We start from the raw sequence: 18,532 nt of genomic DNA, 5'->3' as shown, positions 1-18,532 counted from the left end.
CTGGCATAAAAGCGGACGATTTGCCTTCCTGTGACAGCCTTGTGCATCGATGACCGTTCATCTGTGCTAGCATGCCGGGCTCGGGTATTTCCAGGCTCCGGACGGCAACCCGCCCCGGCAGCGGCAAATGTTCGAATAACCCTGATTTGAATCCCAGTCACTCTGGTTCGGTTTTCCCGGTTGGCCGCAAGGCTCCTGCCGCTGTAAGGCAGGCGTTCGTCATTGAATGGCCTGGACTGGATCTTGTACTGGCTCATCCCAACCCACGTGACCTTTGGTAGGGGTCACCACTAGGAGAGGAGGCGCCATGCCAACTATTACTCTTCCCGACGGCAGTCAACGTTCATTCGATCACCCGGTTTCCGTAGCCGAGGTCGCCGCATCCATCGGCGCGGGCCTGGCCAAGGCCACCCTGGCCGGCAAGGTCAACGGCAAACTGGTCGACGCCAGCGACGTCATCGACAGCGACGCTACGCTGCAAATCATCACGCCAAAGGATGAAGAGGGGCTGGAGATCATTCGCCACTCTTGTGCGCACCTGGTCGGCCATGCGGTCAAACAGTTGTATCCGAGCGCGAAGATGGTCATCGGGCCGGTCATCGATGAAGGCTTCTATTACGACATCGCCTTCGAGCGTCCTTTCACGCCGGACGACATGGCCGCCATCGAACAGCGCATGCAGCAGCTGATCGAGAAAGATTACGACGTCATCAAGAAAGTCACCCCGCGCGCCGAAGTCATCGAAGTGTTCAAGGCACGTGGCGAGGATTACAAGCTGCGTCTGGTGGAAGATATGCCGGACGAACAGGCCATGGGTCTGTACTACCACGAAGAATACGTCGACATGTGCCGTGGCCCGCACGTGCCGAACACGCGCTTCCTGAAATCCTTCAAGTTGACCAAGCTGTCCGGCGCCTACTGGCGTGGCGATGCGAAGAACGAGCAGTTGCAGCGTGTCTATGGCACTGCCTGGGCCGACAAGAAACAGCTGGCAGCCTACATCCAGCGCATCGAAGAAGCCGAAAAACGCGATCACCGCAAGATCGGCAAGCGCCTGGGCCTGTTCCACACCCAGGAAGAGTCCCCGGGCATGGTGTTCTGGCACCCGAACGGCTGGACCCTGTACCAGGTGCTGGAGCAGTACATGCGCCAGGTCCAGCGTGAAAACGGTTACCTCGAGATCAAGACGCCGCAAGTGGTGGACCGCAGCCTGTGGGAGAAATCCGGGCACTGGGCCAACTACGCCGACAACATGTTCACCACCCAGTCGGAAAACCGCGACTACGCCATCAAGCCAATGAACTGCCCTTGCCATGTGCAGGTGTTCAACCAAGGCCTGAAAAGCTACCGCGAGTTGCCGATGCGCCTGGCCGAGTTCGGTGCCTGCCACCGTAACGAGCCATCGGGTGCGCTGCACGGCATCATGCGCGTGCGTGCGTTTACCCAGGACGATGCACATATTTTCTGCACCGAAGAGCAGATGCAGGCCGAATCCGCCGCCTTCATCAAGCTGACCATGGACGTCTATCGGGACTTCGGCTTCACCGAAGTCGAAATGAAGTTGTCCACTCGTCCGGAAAAACGCGTCGGCTCGGACGAGCTGTGGGATCGCGCCGAAGCGGCCCTGGCCGCCGCCCTCGATAGCGCGGGCCTTGCGTACGACCTGCAGCCGGGCGAGGGGGCCTTCTACGGTCCGAAAATTGAATTCTCGCTGAAAGATTGCCTCGGCCGTGTGTGGCAGTGTGGTACCTTGCAGCTCGATTTCAACCTGCCGATCCGTCTGGGCGCCGAATACGTGTCCGAAGACAACAGCCGCAAGCACCCGGTCATGCTTCACCGCGCGATCCTCGGTTCCTTCGAGCGTTTCGTCGGGATCCTGATCGAACACTACGAGGGTGCGTTCCCCGCGTGGCTGGCACCGACCCAGGCAGTGATCATGAATATCACTGATAAACAGGCAGATTTTGCCGCCGAAGTCGAAAAAACTCTCAACCAAAGCGGATTTCGTGCCAAGTCCGACTTGAGAAATGAAAAGATCGGCTTTAAAATCCGCGAGCATACTTTGCTCAAGGTTCCCTTTCTCTTGGTTATTGGAGATCGGGAGGTCGAGATGCAGACTGTCGCTGTGCGTACTCGTGAAGGTGCTGACCTGGGCTCGATGCCCGTCGCCGAATTCGCTGAGTTTCTCGCGCAAGCGGTTTCCCGGCGTGGTCGCCCAGATTTGGAGTAATTATTATTAAGCGTGAAATGAGACAAGATAAACGAGCTGCACCGAAAGCCCCGATCAACGAGAATATCTCGGCACGCGAGGTTCGGTTAATTGGCGCTGACGGCGAGCAGATTGGCATCGTCTCGATTGATGAAGCGCTTCGTATTGCTGAAGAAGCCAAGCTTGATCTGGTAGAAATTTCCGCAGACGCAGTCCCACCGGTTTGCCGGGTGATGGACTACGGCAAGTCGATCTTCGAAAAGAAGAAGCAGATTGCCGCGGCGAAGAAAAACCAGAAGCAGATTCAGGTAAAAGAAATCAAGTTTCGTCCAGGGACGGAGGAAGGGGATTACCAGGTAAAACTGCGCAACCTGGTACGTTTCCTGAGTGACGGGGACAGGGCCAAGGTATCCTTGCGATTCCGCGGCCGTGAGATGGCCCACCAGGAGCTGGGGATGGAACTCCTCAAGCGGGTTGAACAAGACCTGCTCGAGTACGGTTCGGTCGAACAGCATCCTAAGATGGAAGGACGCCAGCTGATCATGGTCATCGCCCCGAAAAAGAAGAAGTAATCAACAGGGCACGGCAGGCCTTGCGATTATGTTTATCAACTGAATGCGGAGTATCCGAACATGCCAAAGATGAAAACCAAAAGTGGTGCTGCTAAGCGGTTTCTGAAAACTGCTAACGGTATCAAGCACAAGCACGCTTTCAAGAGCCACATCCTGACCAAAATGTCGACCAAGCGTAAGCGTCAACTGCGCGGTAGCAGCTTGCTGCATCCGTCTGACGTGGCAAAAGTCGAGCGCATGCTGCGCCTTCGTTAATTTTTGGATCAAGAATAGAGGAAGTAACTCATGGCTCGTGTAAAGCGTGGCGTCATTGCCCGTAAGCGTCACAAGAAAATTCTGAAACTTGCTAAAGGCTACTACGGCGCGCGTTCCCGCGTATTCCGTGTTGCCAAGCAAGCGGTAATCAAGGCAGGCCAATACGCCTACCGTGACCGTCGTCAGAAAAAACGTCAGTTCCGCGCTCTGTGGATCGCTCGTATCAACGCTGGTGCTCGTGTTAACGGTCTGTCCTACAGCCGTTTCATTGCCGGCCTGAAAAAAGCGTCCATCGAGATCGACCGCAAGGTTCTGGCTGATCTGGCAGTGAACGAAAAAGCGGCGTTTGCTGCGATTGTCGAGAAAGCTAAAGCCACCTTGGCTTAAGTACCCCCGACAGTCACCGGGGCTCACCTCTGTGGGCCCAGGTGTTAAACGTCATAAATAGGGGAAGAGCCTTAAAGCTCTTCCCCTATTTTGTATCTGGAGTCTGTACATGGAAAACCTGGATGCGCTGGTCGCTCAAGCACTAGAGGCTGTGCAAAGCGCTGAAGATATCAATGCCCTGGAGCAAATCCGGGTTCTGTACCTTGGCAAGAAGGGCGAATTGACCCAGGTGATGAAGACCCTGGGGAACTTGCCGGCCGAAGAGCGCCCGCAGGTCGGCGCGCTGATCAACGTTGCCAAGGAGCGTGTCACAGAGGTCCTTAATGCGCGCAAGGCGTTGCTCGAGGAGGCGGATCTGGCTGCCAAACTCGCCGCCGAGTCCATTGACGTGACCCTGCCTGGCCGTGGCCAGACTTCCGGAGGCCTGCATCCGGTGACCCGGACGCTGGAACGCATCGAGCAGTTCTTCACCCACATTGGCTATGGCATTGCCGAAGGCCCTGAGGTCGAAGACGACTACCACAACTTCGAAGCGCTCAACATCCCTGGTCATCACCCGGCCCGGTCGATGCATGACACCTTCTATTTCAATGCGAACATGCTGTTGCGCACCCATACCTCGCCGGTACAGGTCCGCACCATGGAATCGCAGCAGCCGCCGATCCGCATCGTCTGCCCAGGCCGTGTGTACCGCAGCGACTCCGATATCACCCACTCGCCGATGTTCCACCAGGTCGAAGGCCTGCTGGTCGATCGCGACATCAATTTCGCCGACCTGAAAGGGACTATCGAAGAGTTCCTGCGGGTGTTCTTCGAAAAAGAACTGGCGGTGCGTTTCCGCCCTTCGTACTTCCCGTTCACCGAGCCATCCGCTGAAGTCGACATGGAATGCGTGATGTGCAGCGGTAAGGGCTGCCGCGTCTGCAAGCAGACTGGTTGGCTGGAGGTCATGGGCTGCGGCATGGTTCATCCGAACGTGCTGCGTATGTCCGGGATCGATCCAGAAGAATTTTCGGGCTTTGCTTTCGGCATGGGCGCCGAGCGCCTGGCCATGCTGCGTTACGGTGTGAATGACTTGCGCCTGTTCTTCGACAACGACTTGCGATTCCTTGCGCAATTTCGCTAGGCCGCAGTCCGTAACGAATCTATTGGGAGAGCAGGATGAAATTCAGTGAACAATGGCTGCGCGGCTGGGTAAGCCCGCAGGTAAGTCGGGACGAGCTGGTTGCTCGCCTGTCGATGGCCGGCCTCGAGGTCGATAGCGTGACCCCCGCCGCCGGTGAATTCAGCGGTGTGGTCGTGGGCGAGGTGCTGAGCACCGAGCAGCACCCGGATGCTGACAAGCTGCGAGTGTGCCAGGTCAGCAATGGTGCGGAAACATTCCAGGTCGTCTGCGGCGCGCCCAACGTGCGCCCAGGCCTGAAGATCCCGTTCGCCATGATCGGTGCCGAACTGCCGGGCGACTTCAAGATCAAGAAAGCCAAGCTGCGTGGCGTCGAGTCCAACGGCATGTTGTGCTCCCAGGCCGAGCTGCAGATTGGCGAAGGCAATGATGGCCTGATGGAGCTTCCAGCTGACGCGCCGGTGGGCCAGGACATCCGTGAGTACCTGGGCCTGGACGATGCTAGCATCGAGGTCGACCTGACGCCGAACCGTGGCGACTGCCTGTCCCTGGCTGGTCTGGCCCGTGAAGTCGGCGCGCTGTATGCCGCCCCTGTGACGCGTCCTGTGGTTGCGAGCGTGCCAGCCGTGCACGATGAAGTGCGCTCGGTTGAAGTACTGGCGCCGGCGGCGTGCCCACGTTACCTGGGGCGCGTGATCCGTAACGTCGACCTGTCGAAGCCGACGCCGCTGTGGATGGTCGAGCGCCTGCGTCGCGCCGACGTGCGCAGCATCGACGCTGCCGTCGACATCACCAACTATGTGATGCTCGAGCTGGGTCAACCGCTGCATGCGTTCGATCTCGCCGAAATCAACGGTGGCATCCGCGTGCGCATGGCCGAAGAGGGTGAGAAGCTGGTCCTGCTCGACGGCCAGGAAGTGACCCTGCGCAGTGACACGCTGGTGATTGCTGACCATTCCCGCGCCCTGGCGATTGCCGGCGTGATGGGCGGCGAGCACAGTGGTGTGTCCGCCACGACCCGCGACGTATTCCTGGAAAGCGCGTTCTTCGATCAGATCGCTGTCGCTGGCAAGGCTCGCTCCTATGGCCTGCACACTGACGCCTCACACCGTTACGAGCGTGGCGTGGACTGGCAACTGGCCCGTGAAGCCATGGAGCGTGCTACTGGCCTGCTGCTGGAAATCACCGGCGGCGAAGCTGGCCCGATCATCGAAACCGTCAGCGAACAGCACCTGCCCAAGATTGCGCCGGTCACCCTGCGTGCCCAACGTATTACCCAAATGCTGGGAATGGAGATGGACCCGGCCGAAGTCGAGCGCCTGCTCAGTGCCTTGGGCCTGAACATCAGCGCTGATGGGGCAGGGCAGTGGCGTGTCGAAGTGCCAAGCCATCGCTTCGATATCAGCCTGGAAGTCGACCTGATCGAAGAACTGGCCCGCCTGTACGGCTACAACCGCCTGCCGGTTCGCTACCCGCAAGCTCGCCTGGCCCCACAGGCCAAGGCTGAAGCCCGTAGCGACCTGCCGGAACTGCGTCGCCTGCTGGTGGCTCGTGGTTATCAGGAAGCGATCACTTACAGCTTCATCGATCCGCGTCAGTTCGAGCTGTTCAACCCCGGTGTCGAGCCGCTGTTGCTGGCCAACCCAATCTCCAACGACATGGCGGCCATGCGCTCGTCCCTGTGGCCAGGTCTGGTCAAGTCGCTGCAGCACAACTTGAACCGCCAGCAGGATCGCGTGCGGCTGTTCGAAAGCGGCCTGCGCTTCGTTGGTCAGTTGGAAGGTTTGAAACAAGAGCCGATGCTGGCCGGTGTTGTTTGCGGCAGCCGTTTGCCGGAAGGCTGGGCGCAAGGTCGTGATGTCGTCGATTTCTTCGACGTCAAGGCCGACGTCGAAGCGGTGCTGGGTTTTGCCGGTGCACTCGACGCGTTCACATTCGTACCGGGCAAGCATCCGGCGCTGCACCCGGGGCAGACCGCACGCATCGAGCGCGAAGGGCGTGAAGTCGGTTATGTGGGGGCGATTCACCCTGAACTGTCGAAGACCCTGGGCCTTGATCGTCCGGTGTTCGTCTTCGAGCTGGTCCTGGCCGAAGTGGCGTTGGGGAAAATGCCGAAATTCCAGGAGTTATCGCGCTTTCCTGAAGTGCGGCGTGACCTGGCGTTGCTGGCCGACCGCGACGTTGCTTCCAGCGCTGTACTGGACGTAATCCGTGAAAATGCAGGCGAATGGCTCACGGACCTCAGGCTATTTGACGTGTATCAGGGTAAAGGCATTGATCCGCATAGAAAAAGCCTTGCAGTCGGCTTGACCTGGCAGCATCCATCGCGCACTCTTAATGACGATGAGGTGAATACCGCAACGCAGAACATCCTCACCTCGCTCGAAAACAGGTTGAACGCCACGTTAAGGAAGTGACGTATGGGGGCTCTGACGAAAGCTGAGATGGCGGAACGTCTGTATGAGGAGTTGGGCCTGAATAAACGGGAGGCCAAAGAATTGGTCGAACTGTTTTTCGAAGAAATCAGGCACGCTCTGGAAGACAACGAGCAGGTCAAATTGTCCGGTTTCGGCAATTTTGACCTTCGGGACAAACGCCAGCGGCCTGGCCGCAATCCGAAAACGGGAGAAGAAATCCCGATCACGGCTCGCCGTGTGGTCACCTTTCGTCCAGGGCAGAAGTTGAAGGCCCGAGTTGAGGCTTATGCTGGAACCAAGTCATAACGACGAACTACCCGTCATCCCGGGCAAACGCTACTTCACCATCGGTGAAGTCAGCGAGCTGTGCGCGGTAAAACCGCACGTGCTGCGCTATTGGGAGCAGGAGTTTCCTCAACTCAACCCGGTCAAGCGTCGCGGGAACCGCCGGTATTATCAGCGCCAAGACGTGCTGATGATCCGGCAGATCCGCGCGCTGCTATACGACCAAGGGTTCACCATTGGCGGCGCACGTCTGCGCCTCTCCGGTGATGAGGCTAAAGACGATACAACGCAATACAAACAAATGATCCGCCAGATGATCGCCGAGCTTGAAGATGTGCTGGTGGTGCTCAAGAAATAAATTTCTGCTTTTAAATCTTCCAGTTTTCAAAAGCTTGCGATATATTCCTGAGCGTTCCGTTGAGAAGCGGGACAAGATTCACGCCTAGTCGGGGCGTAGCGCAGTCCGGTAGCGCACTAGCATGGGGTGCTAGGGGTCGAGTGTTCGAATCACTCCGTCCCGACCATATTTACTGAGTAAAATCAGGCACTTAAGCCGATCAGATAGATCGGCTTTTTTGTGCCTGCGCAAAACTCGCGCAAAACTACTCGGTTATTTCGCTGATTTTGAGGTCTGGAATTGCCTTCGACCAAGTGTGAGTTCACGCCGTTTTGGCCCTTTTTCGCGCTGCCTTTGGCACCAATCCTGTCTGATATTTCTCTTCCTTTCTCAGCTTTTTCGCATGTCAGATAGCCTTGCCAAAAGCCCTGTTTCCGGGCGATTAGGGCGTTTTTCCTCACCGGCTCCGCGGCGCTAAACCCTGGAAGCTCAGTTCCGATTCTTCGTTCTTAAAGGTCACCATCCAACATCCGCGAAACAGGCTGTACGTCACGCGGGCCGTGCCTTTGAAGACAAACGGAAGCACCTTTAGGCCGGACTTCCGATTGTGCGCTAGGGAAACGGAACAGAGCGCGGGGAGGGCGCATCTATTCGAATTGATTGCTGACGGGCTGTGGGTCTTCTGAAGACCCTTCGATCACAAGGCCCAGGGGCCGATTTTGAAGCAAACAATCGCGTCCGAGAGCCTGCCTCACACCTCCAAATTCGACGTTTTTGGGCCCAAACCGCAGTGCCAAACAGACCGCAAATTCACCCGACTTCTTGCTGTTTTGGTGACAAACCATTTTGCAGGTAGTTGGCACCGATTGAGTGTCGCTGAACCCTCGAAAGATCCGTCGGCCGCGGCTTCTAGCGGTCAGCTCGGAAATCTCTTGCAAGGTCCTGGTCGGTGCCAAATCCGCTGCTAACTCACAGTCTCGGTAGCTTTGCCACCCGATAGGCGTTCGACCTTCGTTCCCCTGCAACACAGTGAAAGGCTATCTGAAGAACCCCGATGCCACCCGTGAGGCGTTCAAGGGCGGCTGGTTCCACACCGGCGACTTGGCGGTTCGTCACCCCGACGGCTATGTCGAAATCAAGGATCGGCTCAAGGACATAATCATCTCGGGAGGAGAGAACATTTCCACCATCGAGGTTGAGGACATTTTGTATCGTCACCCGGCGGTACTGGACGCTGCGGTGGTCGCCCGTCCGGACGAAAAATGGGGTGAAACTCCGTGTGCCTTTATCACCCTCAAAGCCGACTGCCAGGACACTCGGGAAGCCGAGATCATTCGCTTCTGTCGTGAGCGTCTGGCAGGGTTCAAACTCCCGAAAACCGTCGTGTTCAGCGAGTTGCCGAAAACTTCGACGGGCAAAATCCAGAAGTACGTACTGCGCGGCTGGGCCAAGGCACTCTGAAAGGAACCCGCTTGACCGATAAGACGTCGGCACATCATCAAAGACATTGCCGCGATACAAACGTAATTTGGCGAGAGCCGTTTCCAAGGTTCCTGCTTCATCCACCAGCTAGTGCTCATCCAACAATACATCTGGTTATCGTGGCTTACCTTGAAACACTGTTGCGAGAATCGGTCATGGCCGACAAGGCCACGGAGGTCGCTGCTGTGCGCGTTTCTACACCTAACTTCACATACACATGCTCCAGATGTTTGTTCACGGTGCGTGGGCTCAGATCAAGAATGGTGCCGATGTCGCGGTTGGTCTTGCCGCAGGCCACCCAGCGCAGAACCTCGACTTCCCGACCGGTGAGCTGAAATCGTGCCGACAACACCCTCTGCGCCGGCTCGTCATCCAGGCTCGGCGCGGTTGGCTGTGACGCCGCTCGGGCCGACAGCAGGATGCGCGAGGTGCGCAAGTGTGCGGCGACCCGGGCCAGCACTTCGTCGGTCTGTATCGGCTTGGTCACGTAGTCGCTGCCACCCACTTCAAAGCCCTGGACCACATGCCTGCTTTCCGTCAGCGCGGTCATGAACAGCACCGGAATATCGGCGTTGGCCGGTTGCTCCTTGATCCGCCGGCAGGTCTCGAAACCGTCCAGGCCCGGCATCATCGCATCCAGCAGGATCAGGTCCGGACGCCGGCGTTCGATGCGGTTCAGGGCGCTGAGCCCGTCGAGGGCCACCAGCACCATGTAGCCGGCATCGTTGAGGGCGTCGGAGAGCATGGCGAGGTTGTCCGGGGTGTCGTCCACAATCAGCACGACACCGGGTTCAGCGACTGTGGTCAATACATTCATCTTCTGCCTCCTTGAGGGCGCGGTTGATTTCGTCCAAGCGAAAGTTTTTCAGCAGCTTGCGTAGCGAACTGATGAAAGGGGCGGTGGCTGGCGTCTCGGCCTGGATGGCGTCGAGCTTTTCGTGCAGACCGCGTACGTAGCCAATGGCACTGAGTTCGCCGAGGGCGATGAGGTCAGGCTTTGAGGGCAATAACCCTGGTTCGGGGAATGTCGCAGGGGCTGGTTTTTCGCGGCGCAGCCAGTGCAGGTCGAGCTGCTGCTGGATCCGTTCGAGCAGCTCCGGGGTGTGTACCGGCTTGGCAAGGTAGTCGTTGCAGGCACTGGCTAGGCTGCGCTCGCGCTCGTCGTTAAAGGCATTGGCCGATATCACGATGATCGGTGCCGTGGACAACGCATTGCGGCGGATCAGCCGGCTGGTTTCCCAGCCATCCATCGTCGGCATCGACAGGTCCATGAGGATCAGGTCCGGCCCCAGCAGGGCGACCTGGCGAATCGCTTCCTGGCCGTTGCTGGCCTGGATCACCTCAAAGCCCAGGGGCGTAAGCATGCCGCTGAGGACCTTGCGATGGTCCACATGGTCGTCCACTACCAGCACCAGACGCCGCGGCCCCTGATAGCCGATGATGTCGTGTTCGACATGGATCACCGCTTGTGGCACCCGTACTTGCGAGAGAAACAGGCGCACCTGGAAACAGGTGCCCTTGTCCTGCTGACTCTTGACCTGTAACTCGCCGCCCATCAGCGAGGTGAGCATGCGGGTAATGGTCAGGCCCAGGCCAACGCCCTTGTCCTGGCGCATCAGATCACCGCGCTCGAAAGGCTGGAAGATTCGCTCGATGTGCTCGGGGTCGATGCCGATACCCGTGTCGATGATGTCGAAGGTTGCCGTCTCGCGCATGTAACTGACCCGCAGGCAGACCTCACCGCTGTCGGTGAAGTTGACCGCATTGCCCAACAAGTTAATGAGGATCTGCCGGACGCGCTTTTCGTCGCCCCGCACTACCGCCGGTATCTTGCCGATCAGCTCCAGGCGAAAGCGCAACCCTTTGTCCCGGGCTTGTGGGGTGAACATCAGCTCCAGATCGTGGATCAGTTCCGGGAAGGGGATTTCCGTCGGTTCCAGGCGCAATTTGCCGGCCTCGATCTTGGCTACATCGAGCAGGCCGTCGATCAGCGACAGCAGGTGAGAGCCGCTGCGCAGGATGGTCGCCAGGGCATCCTGATGCTGTTCCGGCATGGCCGCATCGCGCTGCAGGATCTGGGTAAAACCGAGGATGCTGTTCAACGGCGTACGCAGTTCGTGGGACAGTCCGGTGACGTAGCGACTCTTGGCCGCGTTGGCCGCCTCGGAAGCCTCCTTGGCATCTTGCAGGGCCTGGTCGGTCAAGCGGTGGGCTTCGATTTCTTGCATCAGCAGCAGGGTCTGGCGGTCCGATTCTTCCTGGGCCACGCGGCGGCTTTCCCGCGTCAGAACCACCCACCAGGCGAGGATGGCCGCCAGTACCGAGAGCGTCAGGAAGGCCTTGAAAAATGCCTGGTACAGCGTCGCCTGGGCTTGCGGCGAGTGAGGCAGCCCCTGAGAGGCCTGGCCATAGATCAGCGCCAGAGCGCCGCTGAGCATCAGGATCAGCGCGAGCAGCAGGCCCAAGTAATGCACTAGCCGGGTGTGCAGGCGTGGCACCGTGGCATTGGGCAGCAGCCAATGCAACAGCGCTTCGAACTGCGCCGACAGACGCCCGTGGGGTTTGCAGCGATCGCCGCAACGCGCGTCCAGGGAACAGCAAAGTGAGCAGATGGGCGTGCTGTAGGCCGGACAGAAAGCCATGTCGGCAGTTTCGAACGGGTTGCTGCACAGGCCGCAGGTGATCTGCGTGCTCGGTGCCACCGGTTGCAGCAGTAGCGGATCGCTGGTGCGGGCGATGTAATAGCGGCTGCGGGTGGCCCAGGCCAGCAGCGGGGTCATGACCAGAGAGGTGCCGAGGGCAACGAAGGGCGGAGCGGCCTGGGCCAGCGCACCAAATAGACCGAAGTGGGCGAGGACCGACAGCAGCGAGGCAATCAGCATGGAACCGACGCCCACCGGGTTGATGTCGTAGAGGTGAGCGCGCTTGAACTCGATGTGTTTCGGTGACAATCCCAAGGGTTTGTTGATCACCAGGTCGGCGACCACCGAGCCGATCCAGGCGATGGCGATGTTGGCGTAGAGACCGAGCACCTGGTCGATGACGTCGAATACCCCCAGCTCCATCAGCATCAGGGCAATCGCCACATTGAACACCAGCCAAACTACGCGGCCGGGGTGACTGTGGGTGACTCGGGCGAAAAAGTTCGACCAAGCCAGGGAACCGGCGTAAGCGTTGGTCAGGTTGATCTTCATCTGCGAGACGAAGACGAACAGCACCATCGCCGCCAGGGCCCATTCCGGCGAGGCGAACACATAACCGAAGGCCACCAGGTACATCTGGGTCGGTTCCGTAGCGCGCTCGATGGGGATCTCGTGTTGCAGAGCAAGAAACGCCAGGAAGGCGCCAGCGAACATTTTCAGGGCGCCGGGCAGGATCCAGCCGGGGCCGGCGCAGAGCAGGGCGGCCCACCAGCGCTTGCGGTTGGCCGCGGTTTTTTCCGGCAGGAAGCGCAGGTAGTCGACCTGTTCGCCGATCTGCGTCACCAGGGATAGGGCCACGGTACAGGCTGCGCAAAACGCCAGCAGATTGAAGTCGCCGCTGGCATCACGGCCCCGGAAACTGGTCCAGTCGCTGAAGACCTCGGGGTTTTTCAGCAGCACAAACAGATAGGGCAACACCAGCAGCACCAGCCACAGCGGCTGGGTCCAGAGTTGCAGCCGGCTGATCAGGGTCACCCCATAGGCCACCAGGGGGATTACCAGCACGGAGCAGATCACATAGGCAAAGGCCAATGGGATATGGAAGTACAGCTCCAAGGCCAGGGCCATGATCGCTGCTTCCAGGGCGAAGAACAGAAAGGTGAAGCTAGCGTAGATCAGCGAGGTGATGGTCGAGCCGATGTAGCCGAAGCCGGCACCGCGGGTCAACAGGTCCATATCGACGCCGTAACGGGCGGCGTAGTAGCTGACGGGCAGGCCGGTGAGGAAGATGATCAGGCTCACGGCGAGGATTGCCCAGAAGGTGTTGGTGAAGCCGTAGCTCAGGGCCAGTACCCCGCCAATCGCCTCCAGGGCCAGGAACGACACCGCGCCCAGGGCGGTGTTGGCAATGCGCAGTTCCGACCACTTGCGAAAGGACTTTGGTGTGTAACGCAGGGCGTAGTCTTCCATGGTTTCGTCGGCGACCCAGCTGTTGTAGTCGCGACGGATCTTGGCGATGCGCTGGGTGCCAGGTGGAAGCACGGTGAAAGACTCCTGGGGTCAAGGCGCTCCGTGCCTGGCGGGTGTGCCCGTGGCGGATAGCCGAGCAATTTTCATGCCCTGCACCACGCCGTCTTGCCGCGCCAGCTGGTGCCTGCGCACGCGTCCGCGCAGTGCCGGTCGGTCGGGACCTGGAGCAATAGCCTGCGCCGCCTTGGTGCATTTTTCCCTACGTCAAATGACGTACGCGCTTACGTCAGGCTGCGTATACCCGTCGTCGAGACGCCCCTCCATGCTGATACCACCACCGTTGCTGGCCGCCATAGGGCGTACCACCAGCGTCACCGCAGAGGAGTAGCAGCATGCAACCACCATTGATCCGGACTAAAGGCCTGTTGCCGCGCCGCTTGGCGCTAGGGGCTGCGGCCCTGTCGTTATTGGCTGCCAGTGTGTTCAGCCAGGGTGTATGGGCGGACGAGGCCAATAGCACCGGCCTGGCGGTGACCGCCACTGAAGTCACGGTCGGCCAGTTGCACTCGGCCACCGGTACCATGGCAATTTCCGAGACCGGTTCGATCCAGGCCGAACGCTTGGCCATCGAGCAGATCAACGCTTCAGGCGGCATCCTCGGTCGGCAGATCAAGGTGATTCAGGAAGACGGCGCCTCCGACTGGCCGACCTTCGCCGAGAAGGCCAAGAAGCTCCTGGTCAATGACAAGGTGGCCACAGTGTTCGGCTGCTGGACCTCGGCCTCGCGCAAGGCCGTGCTACCGATTTTCGAGAAAGAAAACGGCCTGCTGTACTACCCGACTTTCTATGAGGGGCTGGAGCAGTCGAAGAACGTGATCTACACCGGCCAGGAAGCCACCCAGCAAATCCTCGCCAGCCTCGACTGGATCGCCAAGACCAAGGGCGCCAAGACCTTCTACCTGGTGGGTTCGGATTACATCTGGCCACGCACCTCGATGAAGATCGCCCGCAAGCACATTGAAAACGTGCTGCACGGTACCGTGGTCGGCGAAGACTACTACCCCTTGGGCAACACCCAGTTTGGCTCGCTGATTAACAAGGTCAAGCTGAAGAAACCCGACGTGGTGTTCGCCGCAGTGGTGGGTGGCTCCAACGTGGCCTTCTACAAACAACTCAATGCGGCGGGCGTCAATTCGGCCAAGCAGACTTTGCTCACTCTCTCAGTCACCGAAGATGAGTTGCTGGGCATCGGCGGCGAGAACATGGCCGGTTTCTATGCCTCGATGAAGTACTTCCAGAGCCTGGACAACCCCAACAACAAAGCCTTCGTCGACGCCTTCAAGGCCAAGTACGGCAAGGATTCGGTGATCGGTGACGTGACCCAGGCCGCGTATCTGGGCCCATGGCTGTGGAAGGCTGCCGTGGAAAAAGCCGGCAGCTTCGATGTCGACAAAGTGGTGGCAGCCTCGCCGGGCATCGAGCTGAAAACCGCGCCTGAAGGCTACGTCAAAGTGCATGAAAACCATCACCTGTGGAGCAAGACCCGTATCGGTGAAGTACAGCCCGATGGCCAGTTCAAAGTGGTGTACGAGTCCGATCTGATCGAACCGAATCCTTTTCCTAAAGGCTACCAGTAAGGGCTGGCGCCACCCCTGGCAAGCCAGCTCCTACGGGCGTTGTGTAGGAGCTGGCTGGCGATGGGGCCCCAACGGTTTTCCACATCCTCCCTTCAGCAGGAGTCCATCATCATGGAATGGCTATCGGAATTTGGTGCCATCGCGGCAATGCAGGGGTTCAACGGCTTGTCCGTGTTCTGCGTGCTGCTGTTGATGGCATTGGGGCTGGCGATCATTTTCGGCCAGATGGGGGTCATCAACATGGCCCACGGCGAGTTCCTCACGATCGGCGCCTACACCACCTATGTCTGTTCGAGCCTGACCAGCCATTTCACCCCGTGGTTTCAACCCTATTACTTTTTCATCGCCATCGCCCTGTCGTTTCTGGTGGCCGGGGCCATTGGCTGGCTGGTGGAGTGGGCGATGATCAGTCGGCTCTACAAGCGTCCGCTGGACACACTGCTGGCGACCTGGGGGCTGTCCCTGGTGATGCAGCAGACCTTCCGTTCGGTGTTCGGCGCCCGTGAAGTCAGCGCCACGCCGCCGGAGTGGTTGATGGGCTCGTTCAACTTCACCGAGTCCATCGAGATCCCGCGCAACGGTCTGTTCATGATGGCCTTGACCCTGCTGCTCACCGGGGCCATTTTCCTCTTGCTCTACCGCTCACGCTGGGGTCTGCAAGTACGGGCTACGGTACAGAATCGGTTGATGAGCCGTGCCGTGGGCATCAATACGCGCAAGGTCGACCGCATGACCTTTGCCCTTGGTTGTGGTGTCGCGGGGGTTGCCGGCGCGGCCTTTACCACCATTGGCTCCACCGGGCCCACCGCGGGCTCGCAGTACATAGTCGACACCTTCCTGGTGGTGGTCTTCGGCGGCGCACAAAGCCTGTTCGGCACTATTGCGTCGGCGTTCGTCATTGCCCAGACCCAATCGATCTCGGAGTTTTTCCTCAGTGGTTCGATGGCCAAGGTACTGACCCTGTCCGGGGTGATCCTGATCCTGATGTTGCGCCCTCAAGGGTTGTTCTCCATCAAAGTGCGCAAGTAGAGGCAAGCCGATGAAGCTTTTAGACAAGATGCTGGCGGGCAAGCAGAACCTGTTGGGAGTGGCCCTGTTGGCGCTTCTGATTTTCGTGGTCTTCCCGCTGACCCTGGATGCCTTTCGCCTGAACATGGTGGGCAAGTACCTGACCTATGCCTTCGTTGCTGTCGGTCTGGTGTTGTGTTGGGGCTATGGCGGCATTCTCAGCCTCGGGCAAGGGGTGTTTTTCGGCGTCGGCGGCTACTGCATGGCGATGTTTCTCAAGCTCGAAGCCTCCGACCCGCAGAGCACCAAAATCCAGTCGACGCCGGGCATTCCGGATTTCATGGACTGGAACCAGATCACCGAACTGCCGTGGCTCTGGGTGCCGTTCCACAGTTTCAGCTTCACCCTGTTAGCGGTGATCCTGGTGCCGGTGGTGCTGGCCTTCATCATTGGCATGGCGCTGTTCAAGCGGCGGGTGGGGGATGTTTATTTCTCTATCGTCAGCCAGGCCATCGCGCTGATTCTCACGGTGCTGATCGTCGGCCAGCAGGGCCTGACCGGCGGGGTCAATGGCATCACCGATCTCAAGACGTTGCTCGGCTGGGACCTGCGCAGCGACAGCGCCAAGTTGCTTTTGTACTTCATTAACGCGGCTCTGCTGTTCGGCTGCATTTTCATCGGCCGCTTCGTCCTCGCGTCGAAGCTCGGGCGGCTGCTGATGGCGATGCGCGACAAAGAGGAGCGGGTGCGCTTCTCCGGTTATGACGTGGCCAGTTTCAAGATTTTCGTGTTCTGCATCGCTGCTGCCTTCTCGGCCATTGGCGGCGCCATGTTCGCCTTGCAGGTGGGCTTCATGTCGCCTTCGTTCGTCGGCATCGTGCCGTCCATCGAGATGGTGATCTTTGCCGCCGTCGGCGGGCGCATGTCGCTACTCGGCGCGGTGTATGGGGCCTTGCTGGTGAACTACGGCAAGACCTATTTCTCCGAGTCCTTCCCCGAGCTATGGCTGTACCTGATGGGCGGGCTGTTCATTGCCGTGGTCATGTACTTTCCCAACGGCCTGGCCGGACTCTGGGACAGCCATGGCCGCCTGACCCTTGGCCGTTTATTGCGGCGTACCCCGCAGCAAGCTGCCGTTGCCGCGCCCCTGCCGGAGACGCCGCGCACTGCGCTGCCGACTCCGGCTCCTGAACGTCCTTCGCTGGAGACGCAGCCATGACCGCCGTGGGTTTTCAAATGAACAAGCCGGTGCTGGTTATCGAGGGGCTGACGGTGTCCTTCGACGGTTTCAAGGCCGTGGACAACCTCAACCTGTACATCGACCGCAATGAAGTGCGGGTGGTGATCGGGCCCAATGGCGCAGGCAAGACCACGGTACTCGACCTGATCTGCGGCAAGACCCGCGCCACCAGCGGCAGCATCCAGTTCGATGGTAAGGAACTGACCAAGATGCGCGAGTACAACATCGTCCGTGCCGGTGTCGGGCGAAAATTCCAGAACCCGTCGATCTACGAAAACCTCACGGTGTTCGAGAACCTGGAGATGTCCTACCCGGCGGGGCGCAAGGTGTTTGGCGCGTTGTTTTTCAAACGCAGTGCCGCCGTGATTGCCCGGGTTGAAGAGGTGGCGCGGGAGATATTTCTCGGCGAACTGCTGCAGCAGCAGGCCGACCTGCTGTCCCACGGCCAGAAGCAGTGGCTGGAGATCGGCATGCTGCTGATGCAGAACCCTGACCTGTTGATGCTCGATGAACCGGTCGCCGGGATGAGCGTCAACGAGCGCGTACAGACTGCGGAGCTGCTCAAGCGCATCAGCCAGGGACGCTCGGTGCTGGTGATCGAACACGACATGGAATTCGTCAAGAGCATCGCCCATAAGGTCACGGTGCTGCACCAGGGCAAGGTCCTGGCTGAGGGCAGCATGGAGTCGGTGCAGAACAACCCGAAAGTCATCGAAGTCTATTTAGGCCATTGAGGAAGCAGGCATGTTCAACGTAGACAAGCTGTCCTGTGGTTACGGCCAGAGCCAGATCCTCCACGACCTCGACCTAGCCGTGGCCAAACGCGAAATCGTCGCCGTGATGGGACGCAACGGCATGGGCAAGACCACGCTATTCAAGAGCTTGATGGGCATCCTTCCGCAGTGGCGGGGGCAGGTCAGCGTCGATGGCCAGGAAGTCTCGAACCTGGAAACCCACGAGCGGGTGGAGCACGGTATCGCCTATGTGCCTCAGGGACGGATGATTTTCCCCAGCATGACGGTGTTGGAAAACATTCAGACCGGCCTGCCGGCATCGGCCCGGGGCCAGGTGCCCGAAGATATTTATGCGTTGTTTCCGGTACTCCACGACATGCGCTTGCGCAAGGGGGGCAACCTTTCGGGCGGGCAACAGCAGCAACTGGCCATTGCCCGGGCGCTGGCGACCAATCCCAAGGTGTTGTTGCTCGATGAACCCACCGAGGGCATCCAGCCGTCGATCATCAAGGATATCGCCCGCACTTTGAAAGAGATCCGCAACCTGCGCGACCTGACCATTGTGGTCTCCGAGCAGGTGCTGTCATTCACCCTGGAAATCGCCGACCGCTTCCTGGTGATCGAGAAGGGCCGCTTCGTGATTGAAGAGACCCGGGACAAGGTCGACGAAGCCACCATCAGTCGCTACCTCTGCGTGTAAGTGCGGCTGGGCGACGCGATGGTTTATTGGCCCC

The 18,532-nt window shown here is 59.3% G+C and carries 15 protein-coding genes, 1 tRNA gene and 1 pseudogene; 15 read left to right on the top strand and 2 right to left on the bottom strand.

What is annotated here, in order from left to right; all coding sequences use genetic code 11:
• The first annotated feature begins 307 nt into the window (after positions 1 to 307).
• The 10 genes and pseudogenes from thrS to SGN16_RS18955 form a co-directional block, all read left to right on the top strand.
• Entirely contained in the window at positions 308 to 2,230 is a 1,923-nt protein-coding gene (gene thrS / locus SGN16_RS19000) for a threonine--tRNA ligase (RefSeq protein ID WP_014337550.1), read from the top strand.
• A complete protein-coding gene (infC, locus tag SGN16_RS18995; RefSeq protein ID WP_169432615.1) occupies positions 2,230 to 2,781 on the top strand; it encodes a translation initiation factor IF-3 in 552 nt (183 codons plus the stop codon). The genes thrS and infC overlap by 1 nt, the downstream gene beginning before the upstream one ends.
• Positions 2,782 to 2,841: 60 nt before the next feature.
• Positions 2,842 to 3,036: a 50S ribosomal protein L35 gene (gene rpmI, locus SGN16_RS18990; protein WP_002553160.1), complete on the top strand. Its 195-nt coding sequence runs from the start codon at positions 2,842 to 2,844 to the stop codon at positions 3,034 to 3,036.
• 30 nt (positions 3,037 to 3,066) lie between these two features.
• On the top strand, positions 3,067 to 3,423 hold the full coding sequence (rplT, locus tag SGN16_RS18985) for a 50S ribosomal protein L20 (protein WP_002553161.1): 357 nt from the start codon (positions 3,067 to 3,069) through the stop codon (positions 3,421 to 3,423).
• A gap of 109 nt (positions 3,424 to 3,532) precedes the next feature.
• Positions 3,533 to 4,549, top strand: a complete 1,017-nt coding sequence (gene pheS, locus SGN16_RS18980) for a phenylalanine--tRNA ligase subunit alpha (RefSeq protein ID WP_210639544.1) — start codon at positions 3,533 to 3,535, stop codon at positions 4,547 to 4,549.
• Between the two features lie 35 nt (positions 4,550 to 4,584).
• The gene (pheT, locus tag SGN16_RS18975; RefSeq protein WP_210639543.1) at positions 4,585 to 6,963 is read left to right on the top strand and encodes a phenylalanine--tRNA ligase subunit beta; all 2,379 of its coding nucleotides are present in this window, start codon (positions 4,585 to 4,587) and stop codon (positions 6,961 to 6,963) included.
• Positions 6,964 to 6,966: 3 nt separating this feature from the next.
• The gene (gene ihfA / locus SGN16_RS18970) at positions 6,967 to 7,269 is read left to right on the top strand and encodes an integration host factor subunit alpha (protein WP_002553164.1); all 303 of its coding nucleotides are present in this window, start codon (positions 6,967 to 6,969) and stop codon (positions 7,267 to 7,269) included.
• The gene (locus SGN16_RS18965; RefSeq protein WP_003179985.1) at positions 7,250 to 7,606 is read left to right on the top strand and encodes a MerR family transcriptional regulator; all 357 of its coding nucleotides are present in this window, start codon (positions 7,250 to 7,252) and stop codon (positions 7,604 to 7,606) included. Before ihfA ends, SGN16_RS18965 begins: the two co-directional genes overlap by 20 nt.
• A gap of 89 nt (positions 7,607 to 7,695) precedes the next feature.
• Positions 7,696 to 7,772 (top strand) — tRNA-Pro (locus tag SGN16_RS18960).
• Between the two features lie 836 nt (positions 7,773 to 8,608).
• Positions 8,609 to 9,046 (top strand): annotated as a pseudogene (locus SGN16_RS18955) (acyl-CoA synthetase); the annotation flags it as partial.
• A 145-nt stretch (positions 9,047 to 9,191) separates the two neighbouring features.
• Here SGN16_RS18955 and SGN16_RS18950 read toward each other — a convergent pair.
• Both SGN16_RS18950 and SGN16_RS18945 read right to left on the bottom strand, forming a co-directional pair.
• Positions 9,192 to 9,884 carry a response regulator gene (locus SGN16_RS18950; protein WP_335944377.1) on the bottom strand — a complete coding sequence of 231 codons (693 nt, stop codon included), beginning with the start codon at positions 9,882 to 9,884 and terminating at the stop codon, positions 9,192 to 9,194.
• Positions 9,859 to 13,251: an ATP-binding protein gene (locus SGN16_RS18945; protein WP_335944376.1), complete on the bottom strand. Its 3,393-nt coding sequence runs from the start codon at positions 13,249 to 13,251 to the stop codon at positions 9,859 to 9,861. Before SGN16_RS18945 ends, SGN16_RS18950 begins: the two co-directional genes overlap by 26 nt.
• A 320-nt stretch (positions 13,252 to 13,571) precedes the next feature.
• Between SGN16_RS18945 and urtA the strand changes: the two genes are divergently transcribed.
• From urtA to urtE, 5 genes are all read left to right on the top strand, one after another.
• A complete protein-coding gene (gene urtA, locus SGN16_RS18940; protein WP_003203587.1) occupies positions 13,572 to 14,816 on the top strand; it encodes an urea ABC transporter substrate-binding protein in 1,245 nt (414 codons plus the stop codon).
• Positions 14,817 to 14,927: 111 nt separating this feature from the next.
• A complete protein-coding gene (gene urtB, locus SGN16_RS18935) occupies positions 14,928 to 15,845 on the top strand; it encodes an urea ABC transporter permease subunit UrtB (RefSeq protein WP_003203586.1) in 918 nt (305 codons plus the stop codon).
• Positions 15,846 to 15,855: 10 nt separating this feature from the next.
• A complete protein-coding gene (urtC, locus tag SGN16_RS18930) occupies positions 15,856 to 17,043 on the top strand; it encodes an urea ABC transporter permease subunit UrtC (RefSeq protein ID WP_335944375.1) in 1,188 nt (395 codons plus the stop codon).
• Positions 17,040 to 17,798, top strand: coding sequence for an urea ABC transporter ATP-binding protein UrtD (gene urtD, locus SGN16_RS18925; RefSeq protein ID WP_003203582.1), 759 nt, complete (start codon positions 17,040 to 17,042; stop codon positions 17,796 to 17,798). The genes urtC and urtD overlap by 4 nt, the downstream gene beginning before the upstream one ends.
• 10 nt (positions 17,799 to 17,808) lie before the next feature.
• Positions 17,809 to 18,498, top strand: a complete 690-nt coding sequence (urtE, locus tag SGN16_RS18920) for an urea ABC transporter ATP-binding subunit UrtE (RefSeq protein ID WP_335944374.1) — start codon at positions 17,809 to 17,811, stop codon at positions 18,496 to 18,498.
• The last annotated feature ends 34 nt before the right edge of the window (positions 18,499 to 18,532 follow it).

It is taken from the genome of Pseudomonas sp. G166 (genome assembly GCF_037027455.2).
In the GTDB taxonomy this organism is placed as follows: domain Bacteria; phylum Pseudomonadota; class Gammaproteobacteria; order Pseudomonadales; family Pseudomonadaceae; genus Aquipseudomonas.
This window is presented reverse-complemented; position numbering and strand designations above follow the sequence as displayed.